The 11,483-nt window shown below is 67.7% G+C and carries 10 protein-coding genes and 1 pseudogene; 2 read left to right on the top strand and 9 right to left on the bottom strand.

Annotated elements, in window-relative coordinates:
• Positions 1-149: 149 nt before the first annotated feature.
• The 7 genes from RMO40_RS07255 to RMO40_RS07225 form a co-directional block, all read right to left on the bottom strand.
• On the bottom strand, positions 150-701 hold the full coding sequence (locus RMO40_RS07255; protein ID WP_309718366.1) for an HD domain-containing protein: 552 nt from the start codon (positions 699-701) through the stop codon (positions 150-152).
• A gap of 2 nt (positions 702-703) precedes the next feature.
• Positions 704-1,501, bottom strand: a complete 798-nt coding sequence (gene phnE / locus RMO40_RS07250) for a phosphonate ABC transporter, permease protein PhnE (protein WP_309718363.1) — start codon at positions 1,499-1,501, stop codon at positions 704-706.
• A gap of 12 nt (positions 1,502-1,513) precedes the next feature.
• A complete protein-coding gene (phnD, locus tag RMO40_RS07245) occupies positions 1,514-2,488 on the bottom strand; it encodes a phosphonate ABC transporter substrate-binding protein (RefSeq protein ID WP_309718361.1) in 975 nt (324 codons plus the stop codon).
• A 29-nt stretch (positions 2,489-2,517) separates the two neighbouring features.
• The gene (gene phnC / locus RMO40_RS07240; RefSeq protein ID WP_309718359.1) at positions 2,518-3,354 is read right to left on the bottom strand and encodes a phosphonate ABC transporter ATP-binding protein; all 837 of its coding nucleotides are present in this window, start codon (positions 3,352-3,354) and stop codon (positions 2,518-2,520) included.
• A 79-nt stretch (positions 3,355-3,433) separates the two neighbouring features.
• A complete protein-coding gene (locus RMO40_RS07235; protein WP_309718356.1) occupies positions 3,434-4,822 on the bottom strand; it encodes an MATE family efflux transporter in 1,389 nt (462 codons plus the stop codon).
• Positions 4,823-4,930: 108 nt separating this feature from the next.
• A complete protein-coding gene (locus tag RMO40_RS07230) occupies positions 4,931-5,569 on the bottom strand; it encodes a DUF2239 family protein (RefSeq protein WP_309718353.1) in 639 nt (212 codons plus the stop codon).
• Positions 5,570-5,711: 142 nt separating this feature from the next.
• Positions 5,712-7,001, bottom strand: coding sequence for a glycoside hydrolase family 6 protein (locus RMO40_RS07225; protein ID WP_309718350.1), 1,290 nt, complete (start codon positions 6,999-7,001; stop codon positions 5,712-5,714).
• Between the two features lie 2 nt (positions 7,002-7,003).
• On the opposite strand from RMO40_RS07225, the gene RMO40_RS07220 reads away from it, so the two are divergent.
• The gene (locus RMO40_RS07220) at positions 7,004-7,354 is read left to right on the top strand and encodes a hypothetical protein (protein ID WP_309718348.1); all 351 of its coding nucleotides are present in this window, start codon (positions 7,004-7,006) and stop codon (positions 7,352-7,354) included.
• A gap of 84 nt (positions 7,355-7,438) precedes the next feature.
• Here RMO40_RS07220 and RMO40_RS07215 read toward each other — a convergent pair whose 3' ends face one another.
• The gene (locus tag RMO40_RS07215) at positions 7,439-8,926 is read right to left on the bottom strand and encodes a cellulase family glycosylhydrolase (protein ID WP_309718345.1); all 1,488 of its coding nucleotides are present in this window, start codon (positions 8,924-8,926) and stop codon (positions 7,439-7,441) included.
• Here RMO40_RS07215 and RMO40_RS25475 point away from each other — a divergent pair.
• Positions 8,868-9,314, top strand: a pseudogene (locus RMO40_RS25475) (hypothetical protein); the annotation flags it as partial. The gene RMO40_RS07215 and the pseudogene RMO40_RS25475 sit on opposite strands and share 59 nt — an antisense overlap.
• Positions 9,315-9,465: 151 nt before the next feature.
• Here the strand turns inward: RMO40_RS25475 and dsbD are convergent.
• Positions 9,466-11,286: a protein-disulfide reductase DsbD gene (dsbD, locus tag RMO40_RS07205; RefSeq protein WP_309718338.1), complete on the bottom strand. Its 1,821-nt coding sequence runs from the start codon at positions 11,284-11,286 to the stop codon at positions 9,466-9,468.
• Between the last annotated feature and the right edge of the window lie 197 nt (positions 11,287-11,483).

The raw sequence follows: 11,483 nt of genomic DNA, 5'->3' as shown, positions 1-11,483 counted from the left end.
GGCGGGCGCCCCGGCCCCGCGCAGGCCACGCTGTCATTCCCCCCCCACGTTCCGCCCTGCGCCGGTCGACGGCCCTCCCACTGCCACCGGCCGAACGGTGAACGGCGCAGGCTTCGACAGGCTCAGCCCGAACGGAGAAATGCGGGGATTCAGCGCCCCGTCTGCAAGTCGTCGGTCTGCAAGTCATCGAGCAGGGCGAGGTAGTAGCCCAGCGACGGCGTGGCCTGGTCCGGCAGTTTGGCCAGGTCATCCCAGCGGCGCAGTTGCAGCGCCTCCATCGCAAACGGCGTGGCTTCGAAGGCACGCACCTCGTCGGCTGACATCGCACCACCCTGCAAGCCCAGCGAGTGCACCGAGGCGCTCGACAAGCCGCACAGGTACGCCGGATCGGTCGCCACCAGGTAGCGCTTGGCCGCCACGTGCAGGCGGATCGGCTCCAGCACCGCCGGGCCAAAACGTGACGCCAGGAACGGCAAGGCCTGCAGCTCGTGGCGGTCGTCGACCTGCTCGTCGCTTTCAGCGGCGATGAAGTGGCCGATGTCGTGCAACAAGGCTGCGGCCACCAGCGTGTCGTCGGCATGCGCCCACTCGGCGAGCTGGGCGCACTGCAGGGCGTGCCGGGTGGCCGTCACCGGCTCGCGTCGGCTGCCGTCGTACACCTGCTCGCCGTGGCGCTGGAAGAGCAACTCGATGTCATGCATGTTCAGATCACCCGCTTGCGCAGCTTGGACGAGAGCAGGTCGATCAGCGAGACAGAAATCACCAGCATGATCAGCACGGCCGCGGTCTGCGCGTACTGAAAACCGCGGATCACGTCCCACAGCACCATGCCGATGCCGCCGGCGCCGACCATGCCCACCACCGAGGCCGAGCGCACGTTGGACTCGAAGCGGTACAGCGCATACGAGATCCACAGCGGCATCACCTGCGGGATCACGCCGTAGACGATCTCGGCCAGCGGGTGCGCACCGGTGGCGCGGATGCCTTCCACCGGCTGCGGGTCGATGGCTTCCACGGCCTCGGAAAAGAGCTTGGCCAGCACGCCCGTGGTGTGCACCCACAGCGCGAGCACGCCGGCAAAAGGCCCCAGGCCCACGGCCACCACGAACAGCAGCGCGAACACGATCTCGTTGATGGAACGGCAGGCGTCGAGCACGCGCCGCACCGGCTGGTGCACCCACCAGGGCGAGATGTTGGCCGACGCCAGCAAGGCCAGCGGCACCGAGCCCACGATGGCCAGCGCCGTGCCCCACACCGCGATCTGCAGCGTGATCACCAGCTCGGACAGGTAGTGCCGCCACTCGGAAAAGTCGGGCGGGAAGAAGCCGCCCGCGTACTGCCCCATGTTGCCGGCGTCGCGCCAGAGGTCGAGCGGGCGCATGTCGGCACCCTTCCAGCTGCCTGCCAGCACCGCCAGCAGCACGCCCCAGATCACGAGCGTGGCCACCGGTGTGCGCGGCGGCACGATCTTCTCGGGCGCCGCCAAGGTCAAGGCCGACATGGGCACGCCGCCTTACTTCACGCTGGCGATCTGGCGCGCCAGCTCGGCCTGGCGCTGCTCGATGTCTTGCAGCTTCTTGGCCTTGTCGTCGGCCGACATGGCGGTGTCGGCTTCGACCTTGCCGCGCTCGCGGGCCAGCTCCAGCTGGCGGATCGGCGTGAGCTGGGTGTTGTCCGAGGGCACGAAGCCGGCCCAGGTGAGGTTCTTCAAGATGTCTTTTTCGCGCTGGTCCTTGCCATAACTGAGGAAGAACTCGCGCAGCTTTTTCTTGGCGTCGGCGTCGAGGTCTTTGCGCCACACCATCGGGTCGCTGGCGATCAGCGGCGAGCGCCACACTTCGCGCAGCTCGGCGGCCTTGTCGGCCTGCTTGATCTTCATGCGGTCGACACCGTCGCTGGCCACCGTGGCCACGTCGATCTGCTTGTTGGCCACCGCGAGGATGTTGCTCTCGTGGTTGGAGCGCATGGAGCGCTTGAAGTCTTTCGTCGGGTCGACCTTGTTCTGGCCCCAGGCGTAGAAGCCGGGCACCAGCGTGCCACTGGTCGAGTTGGTGTCGCCCATGCCGAGTGTGAGGTTCTGGCGGTTCTTGAGCACGTCGTCGAGCGTCTTGAGCGGGCTGTCCTTGTGCACGATCATCAGGCTCCAGTAGCCCTGCGCGCCGTCGGCCTGGGTCACCTTGGCAAACACTTCGCCTTGTGCACGGTCGACCGCCTCCATTGCCGACTTGTTGCCCATCCAGGCCACTTGCACCTTGTTGAAGCGCATGCCCTCGATCACACCGGCGTAGTCGGGCGCGAAGAAGGCATTCACCTTGTAGCCGGTGGTCTTCTGCAGGTCGTCGAGCAGGGGCTGCCACGCGGTCTTGAGGTTGGCCGACGACTCGGTGGCGATGATGCCCATCTGGATCTCGCGCGGTTGCGCGTGGGCGTGGCCGAACCACAACGAGGCGGTGGTGGCCATGATGAGAAGGGTGGCTCTGCGGTTCATGTGGGAATGCTCCTGAAAAGGAAGTGGGCTTACGCCGCCAGCAGGTTCGCTGGCACGGGTTGAAGGTCTGGTGCGGGGTCGTCGCGTCGCGGCATCAGCTCGTCGGTCTGGGTGCCGTAGAGGTCGCGCAGACGCTGCGGGGTGAGTTGTTCGGTGGGGCCGTCGTGCACCACCTCGCCGGCCCGCAGCGCCACGGTGCGCGGGCAGTAGGCAAAGGCGTAGTCGACCTGGTGCAGCGAGACGATCACCGTCACGCCGAACTCGCGGTTCACCTGCGCCAGCAGCTCCATCACGCGGCGGCTCGATTCGGGGTCGAGCGAGGCGATGGGCTCATCGGCCAGGATGATCTGCGCCCCCTGCACCAGCGCGCGCGAGATGGCGGCGCGCTGCTGCTGCCCACCTGACAGCGTGGAGGCGCGTTGCCAGGCACAACCCTCGATGCCCACCCGATGCAAGGCATCGTAGGCACGCTGCAGCTCGACCTGCGGAAAGCGGCCCAGCAGACCGCGCCACAGCGGCAGACGGTGCAAGGCACCGGCCATCACGTTGTTCATCACCGACAGGCGGTCGACCAGGTTGAACTGCTGGAAGATGGCCGCCACCTTGGCCCGCGTGGCGCGGATGCCGGGGCCGAGGCGGCCGTTTTGCTGCAGCACGTTACCGAGCACGGTGATCTGCGAGTGGCTGCCCGCGTCGGCCCGGTGCAGCCCGTTCAGGTGGCGCAGCAGGGTCGACTTGCCCGAGCCCGAAGCCCCCAGCAACGCCACCATCTCGCCACGCTGCACCTGCAGCGACACATCACGCAGGGCAGCGTGCTGGCCGAAGGTCTTGCGCAGCTGCACCACATCGATCACCACGTCGGCCATGGCCGCTCCTCGCATCCAACGATTCGAGAATTGTGGTGAGCGGTCGTGACGGTTGCGTGACGAAACGGAGGCAAGTCATCTAGATCAGTCGCATGATCTTTCGGTGGCGCCACACCAGTCGGTAATAACCCGTCTGCAAGACCAACATCGCGGCAAAGGTGACCACGTAAGCCCACCAGATGCCGGCCATGCCCATGCGTGCATCGAGCAGCCACGCGAGCGGCAGCTCGATGCAGACGATGCCCAGCAGGCTCAGGCCCGTGGGCGCCCAGACGGTGCCACTGGCTCGCATCACGCCGGCCAGCACCAGGCTCGCGCCGCGCAGCAACATGGTCCACGCCACCAGGCGCAGCAGGTGCAAGGCGAGCGCAATCACACTGGCATCGGTGAGAAACCAGCCCAGCACGGTGGGCGCCATCGCATAGGCCAAGGCCACGAACGCGCCGGTGAACAAGAGGTTCATCCACAGGCCGGTGCGGGCGATCGCGCCGAGCCGGTGCGCCCGCCCCGCGCCGATGGCATGCGACGCGATGAGGGTGGCGGCCATGCCCAGCGAGATGACCGGGAATTGCAGCCAGTTCATCAACTGCGTGACCGCACCATAAGCCGCGGTCGCGTTGGAGCCGTGGCGGTTCACCAGGCCGAGCAAGACCAGCTCGGCAAGCGCGATGGTCAGCATCTGCAGCCCCGTGGGCAGGCCGATGGCCACGAGCTTGCGCATGATCGTGGGGTTGAACGTCACTTCACGAAACAACGCGGCCGTGGGCGCCAAGGGGTGGCCTTTGCGGCGCCAGTGCCACAGCGTCCACGCCATCGCAATGGCAAACCCCAGCAGCGTGGACACCGCCGCACTGCGCACGCCGAGTTGCGGCAGGCCGAACCAACCGCGGATGAACGCGGGCGTGCAGGCCATGGCGATGATGGTGACCCACAACAAGGTCCACAGCGGAGTGATCGGGTCGCCGACGCCACGGCTCAGCGAGGTGAGCAACCACAACAAGAAGAAGAGTGGCATGCCGATCAACATCAGGCGTGCGTAGGCGCTGGCTTCCGCCAGCACGTTGGGCGGTGTGCCGAGCCCTTGCATCAACTCGGGCGCAAAGAACCCGCCGAAGACGCTGACGGCGCTGCCCAGGCACAACATCAATGCCAGCGCGGTGCCGGTGACGGCCCGCACGGCTGCGTGGTCGCCCGCACCGAAGGCCTGGCCCACGAGCACGGTCGCGCCCGAACTGAGGCCGATGATGATGGCGAAGAACACAAAGAAGAGCGGGAAGAAGGCCGACACCGCGGCCAGTGCGTCCACGCCCAGCATCTGGCCGATGTAGATGCCGTCGAGCGTGCCCGACACGCCTTGCAAGATGTTGGTGAGCATCATCGGCAAGAGGATGGCGACGTAGGCCTTCCACAGCGCGGGGCTGGGGGGCGATGCGTTGGCGGGTGGGGCGGAGAGGGTGGTGGCAGACATGGTGTGTTCCTTGAAAGAAGCAGGCAAAGTGAGGCCCGTCCGCGACGGCAGCGCCGTGCGGAAAGCGGGAGACGGTGGGGGTGCTTCAGCGACGCCGAAGCACGCAGGCTATGAAGGCGCGTTGGGGGCGTTGTCCGCTGCGCGCAGCCACAACACGTGCTCGCGCACGTCTTTCGGCCACTCGGCCGTCAGCGTGCGCAAGGCCGCCAGGTCGTCGGCAAACAGTGCACGCGAAGCCTCTTCGAAACCGGCCCAGTTGCCGGCCAGCGCCGACATGAAGTGGTACGCACGCTCTTGCGCCTTGCGGCGCTGCTGGCGCTCGTCGGGCGCCTTGCGCGCGGCTTCGACCAGCTTGCGCAGCGCGACGCTTGCGCCACCGGGCTGCGTGGCCAGCCAATCCCAATGGCGCGGCAGCAGCGTGATTTCGCGTGCCACCACGCCAAGCTTGGGTCGGCCCCGGCCGCGTGGTGCGGCGTCGCTCTCGACGCCTGCTTCGCGGGCGTCGCTGCTCGGTGGAGGCGCCGCGTTTTCAGCCTGGTGCTGCGCCACGCGGGCGAGCACGTCATCGACGGAACCGTGGAAGTTGAGGTCGACGCTGCGGCCGGTGGCGTCGTTGAAGATCCACACGGTCTCGGGCGTGTTGGCATCAACCGCGCGCTTGACGGCCAGGGCCGCGGTGGCGAGCGGGCCCGAGGCCAGGCGCACGGGGCCGTCGAAGGCGGTGTAGCTCAGAGGAAAGGTGGTCATGGCAAAGGCAGATTCGGGGTGGAAGCCTGAATTCTGCCCGGGCATAAATGCCGCGTCAATATCACCCGGGTAAATATTTTCATGGACGCCAAATGCAGCGGCCCGGCTGCCGGGGGGCAGCCGGGCCGTTCGCCGCGAACGTTTACCTCAGCGGGGGGTAGGCGTTGCGCAGCAGCATCAAGAACTGGTCATGGAACCACTGGCCCGCGTGCGGTGCGCCGCTCAGCGCGTCCACATTGCCAGAGCCGCACATCGCATCGAAGCGCTTGCCCTCTTCGTTGGGCGTGTTGGCCGTGCTGTCGCTGGTGCCGTCAGAGGCGCCGGGCGGCTTCACGAACACAAACGCGTCCACGTGCGGGCGGCTGGAGTCCGGGTTGGCGCGCGGGCGCTCGCCGACACCGGCGGCTCGCACGTTGCACCAGTTGCCGCGGTGGGCGCGTCGGTCGATGCGCATGTCGTCGACGTCGGCGGCCACGCGGGGCGGGCGGGTCGGGCTGCCCCAGCCGTTGCGCGAGGTGTCAATGACGAACGAGAGGCTGGACGGGAAGCCCGCGGCCACAAATTCGGTGCGCAACCGGTCGACATAACTCAGCTCGTCCACCATGCGGTTCCACTCATAGAACTGGGTGGTGCCGCTGGTGCTCACCACGTTGTCGGTGCCGTCGAAATGCGGCTCGTCGAGCGGGGTGTAGTTGGCGGTGTTGCTGGCAAAGCCGCGGATGATGCCCAGGTTGCCGCTGGGTGTCGCGCCCTGGATCAGCTCCTTGAAGCCTGTCACGGCCTTGGCGCGGTTGTTGTCCCAGCCCAGCCAGCCGGAGTGGGCGATGTCGAGGTACATGTAGACGTTGCGCAGGGTGGACAGGCGGTTCAGCGTGTACTGAATGCCTTGCACGTAGATCCTCTGCGTGTTCACGTTGTCGCACACCGGCTTGCCCACGCCGATGTTGGTCAGCATGTTGGGGTAGGAATCGGGCTCGATCACTGTTGCGATGCGCAGGCTGGCGTAGGCCGGGCGCGCCAGGATCTCGGCGATGCGGTCGATGTACTGCGTGCGGTACAGCGCCATGCCGTTGTTGGCCGAGCTCAGCTCGCCATTCGATGCAAGTGCTGCGCAATCACGGTCGGGCAGGTCGTACACGACCAGCAAGAACGTCAGCGGCCGCAGCGTGCCACCGGTGCTCTGTGCCCGTTGCTGCGCCACCGCCGCGTCGAGGTGGTTGACGAGGCCCATGGCCCCGCCCATCGCCCGGTTGCCATCGATGGCGGCGATGCGGTCGAGCCACACCGCGGTCGGGAACGTCGCCGCGGCGCGGATCAGCGGGGCATCGCTTGAGCTGCTGGGCACACGGCCCAGCGACTGGTTGACGGCGGCGGTGTAGTCCGGGTCGACGTAGAACAAGGCGTCGGCAAACGGGTTGCCGGCGGTCTGCAACGGTGCGGCCGGTGCTGGTGCTGGTGCTGGTGCTGGTGCCGGTGCTGGTGCTGGTGCCGGTGCTGGTGCCGGTGCAGGTGCCGGTGCAGGTGCAGGTGCCGGTGCAGGTGCCGGTGCCGGTGCAGGTGAAGGTGAAGGTGCTGGCGCCGGTGCGGGCGCAGGCGCAGGCGCAGGTGCCGGTGCGGGTGCTGGTGCGGGCGCGGGTCCAGGAGCCGGTGCGGGCACTGGTGCCGGTCCGGGTACAGGTGCTGGTGCCGGCGTGCCGCTCACGGGCGGGGCGTCGGATCGGTTGTCGTCGCTGCCGCCGCAGGCGGAGAGCACCAGCGACAGCAGCAAGGCGCTGGCCATCTTAGCGTGTGGGGTCGAGGTCTTGATCACGGGGTGTGTCCTAGGGTGGGTGGGGCTTGGGTTGTCGGGGGGATTGGGGGAAAGGGCGTTCAGCGCAGGTAAGGCCGCAGCACCGACATCTGCGGTTTGTCTGCCGTGCCAGTGGGTTCGATCGAGTACATGTAGTCGCCCCACCAGGGGCCGGCGGCCCACCAGACCCAGCCGGCCCACACGTCGGTGTTGGCTTGCAGGTGGTCCAGTGCGCTCGCCACTGCCCGGTTGCAGGCGTCGTTGGCCGCGCCGCCAAACTCGCCGAGCACCGCGCGGTAGCCGTTGCTGCGCAGCCAGGTGGTGAAGGCGCTCAGGCGCTCGGCCGCCACAGCGGCGCTGACGCAGGTGTTGGTGGTGCCCGACGAATCGGCATCGAAATACTGGTGCGCTTCGAACACCATGTTGCGGCCCGGGTCGACGATGCCTCGCATCACCGTGCCGTTGGCCGTGCCGTACCAGTTTTGCTGCCAGCTGTGCGCGCCGGTCCAGGCGTTGCCGGGCACCGTGACCACGTTGGTGGCCCCGGCGGCGCGGATGGCGGCGAGGCCCGCGTTGGCGCCCGCCAGCCACTGCTCGGTGGGCATGGTGTGCGGCTCGTTCATCAGGCCGAAGACCACCTTGTTGTTGTCTTTGAAGCGTGTGGCCAGACGCGTCCACAGGTCGGCGAAAGCCGCGTGGGGCACCTGGGCCGAGCCGATCAGGTTGCCGCGGTAGCGGGCGTAGTTGTGCGGGTCGATGATCACGGTGACCCCGGTGGCCGTGACCTGGTCCACAAAGCCCGTCAAGCGCGACAGCTCGGTCGCATCGAAGGCCTGGTTCAAGCTGGGCTGAAGGCGCTCCCACAAGAACGGCAGCCGCACCGTGTTCATGCCCTTGTTCTTGAAGTAGCCGACGCTGGCCACGCTCGGGTAGACGAAGTCGCTGTTGTAGGCGCCTGGCAAACGCCCCGGTGCGAACTCGGCGCCGGCCAGGCTCACGCCGCGCCATTGCAGGCCGGTCACCGGCAGCGGCTGGGTGCCGGCGCCGCAGCCGATGCGGCTCGACGTCAAGGCGATGTCATCGAGCCAGATGTCATAACGGTTGGGCGTGGCGCCGCCCTGGTAGAGCTGCCAGCCGAGCTTGATCTGGTTGAACGCCGGAAACACAAAGTCGGTGTTCGCGCCGCCATGGTTTCGGGTCGAGACGCTCAGCTCGGGCTTGGCCACGCCGTCGATCCAGACGTTCACGCTGTTGTCGGCCGACTGCATCTGCCACTCGAAACACGTCCAGCGGCCGCCGGTGGTCGGCGTGGTGGGTTGCCACTGCGTCCAGTCGCCGGTCGGGCCGCCATTGCTGCCCACGCCCCACAAGGCCGCGCCATTGCCTTGGCCGGGGATGTACTGCCCACCGACCGGGCGCACCAAGGTGTTGTTGCCGCTGCCCGCGGCTTCCACCAGCGTGAAGTGCGCGTAGTCGGGCCGGGTCGGGAAGGCATCGACCCAGACCCACATGCGGCCGAAGAAGCTGTTGCCCGGTGGCGCAAAGCGGGTGGGCACCAGGAACGCCATGCCGTTGTCGACGGTGCTCAGGTGCAGGGCGTTGCGGCCGCGCGCGTGGGTGGAGTCGATGGTCGCCGTGGCCGCGTTGCGCTCGATCGTCCAGCGCGAGCTCGACGCGGTGCCGAGTGGCGACGACTCGAAGTCTTCGCAGAAGAGGAAGGAGCCTGTTGCGCAATCGGACGCCCCCGGGGCAGGCGCCGGTGCCGGTGCCGGTGCCGGTGCTGGTGCTGGTGCGGGTGCGGGTGCGGGTGCGGGTGCAGGCGCAGGCGCAGGTGCTGGTGCTGGTGCTGGTGCTGGTGCGGGTGCTGGTGCAGGTGCAGGTGTAGGTGCAGGTGCAGGTGCTGGTGCTGGTGCTGGTGCTGGTGCTGGTGCAGGCGCTGGTGCTGGTGCTGGTGCTGGTGCTGGTGCTGGTGCTGGTGCAGGCGCAGGTGCCGGTGCAGGTGCCGGTGCGGGCACGCCGCCGCTCACGGGGGGCGCGCCGTCATCACGACCGCCGCCACACGCCGCCAGCGTCAGTGAGACACCGAGTGCCAAGAAGGCAGCGGCCCTCACAGCGCAGCCGCCTTCAGGCTGCCGAGAAACTGCTCGGCGCCCTGGTAGCCGATCACGCGCGCGTCGGCCTTCTCCTGGCCGCGGCCGTCAAAGAAAACGATGCCAGGCGGGCCAAAAAGATTGAAGCGTTTGAGCAGCGCCTTGTCTTGCGCGCTGTTGGCCGTCACGTCGGCTTTCAGCAGCACAAACTCGCTCATCTTGCTGCGCACCTTGGTGTCGGTGAAGGTGAACTTTTCGTACTCCTTGCACGCGACGCACCAGTCGGCATAAAAGTCGAGCATCACCGGCTTGCCCGCGGCAGCCACTGCCGCGTCGAGCTCTTCAATGCTGCGCACGCGCTTGAACGCGGCGCCTGCTTCGGCAAGCTGTGCATGCGCGCCGCTGCGGGCCGCGAGGTGCGCCAAGGGCTGCAGCGTGTCGGTGCCGCCCGAGAGTGCGCCGATGAGTTGGGCCGCACCCACCAGGGCCGACAGCACGCCCGCCCCCTTGAAGAAGCGCTGCGACCCACGCGCACCATCCGGCAGGCGATCGAAGGCGTGCAGGTACACCGCCGTCATCAACAACAAGGCGCCGACCAGCAACATCACCGCCCACACGGGCAGCACCGGCGACACGAGCCAGATCGCCACCGCCAGCAGCAGCACGCCGAACGCGTGTTTCACGCCCTCCATCCACGCGCCGGCACGCGGCAGCAAGGAGCCGGCCGACAGGCCCAGCAGCAACAGCGGCGCGCTCATGCCGCAAGCGAGCGAGAACAAGGCCACGCCGCCGATCACCACATCACGCGTCTGGCTGATGTAGACCAAGGCGCCCGCCAAAGGGGCCGCCACGCAGGGGCCGACGATGAGCGCCGACAACCCGCCCATGGCGAACACGCCAACGAAGGTGCCGCCCTGCAACCGGCCCGAGGCCTGGATGACCTTGCTCTGGATGAAGCTCGGCATCTGCAACTCATAGAAGCCAAACATCGACAGCGACAAGCCCGCCAGCAACAGCGCGAACGAGCCCAGCACCCACGGGTTTTGCAGCGCCGCAGCCAGCCCCTCGCCCAACAAGCCGGCGACCACGCCGAAGCCGGTGTAAACCAGCGCCATGCCCAGGCAGTAGCTCGCCGCGAGGGCAAAGCCGCGTTGGCGCGAGACCGAGGCGCCCTGCCCCACGATGATCGACGACAAGATGGGCACCATCGGCAGCACGCAAGGCGTGAACGACAAGAGCAGGCCCGCGACCAGGAACACCCCGGCGATCAGCAGCAGGTTGCCCGATTGCAAAGCGCTCTGGATGCGCGTGGTGTCGTTGGGCGCTGCGGGAGTCGCGGCGACCGATGGGGCTGCTGAGGCGACGGTGGCGGCCGGCTCCGCGCCGATGCGGCCCACCGCCGTGAGGCCGGCGGCCCCTGCGTCGACACGCAGCTCACGCACTGTGGGCGCGTAACACAGCCCTTTGTCGGCACAACCCTGGCTGGTGACGCTGAGCGTGAACGGTGCGGTCGCCTGGGCCACACTCACTTTCACGGTCAGGGTGTCGCGGTAGGTTTCGACTTCTTTTTTGAAGGTCTCGTCGAACTTGACCTTGCCGGGCGGCAGCTGGGCCGAAAGCGCCACGCTGGCCGGCGTGGCCTCGAAGGCAAAGGGCTCACGGTACATGTAGTAGCCGGGCGCAATGTCGAAGCGCAGCTCGACGGTGCGCGCATCCAGGCGCGTGGCCGAGAGGGCAAACGCCTGCTCGGGTTCCAGGAAATCGTCGTTCGCAGCGCCGCTCGGCAGCGCGAGCGCACACAGGGTGAGGGCCAGCGCCGACAGGAGAGAGATCTTCATTTGCTTTTTCAGGTTGTTCGGGTCGGGCGTGCGGCGTGCGCAGCAGCTCAGACCGACTCTTCGTGGACGCGACCTTCAGGGTCGATGCTGAGAAAACCGACCCCTTGCTCGCGCAAAAAATCGTGTGCGCCTTCGCGCTTGAGCATGGCGATGGTGGTGAGCGCGCCCGCCGCCAGGCAGGTGGGCCCGACCACGCT

The organism is Rhizobacter sp. (assembly GCF_031412075.1).
Lineage (GTDB): Bacteria > Pseudomonadota > Gammaproteobacteria > Burkholderiales > Burkholderiaceae_C > Rhizobacter.
This window is presented reverse-complemented; position numbering and strand designations above follow the sequence as displayed.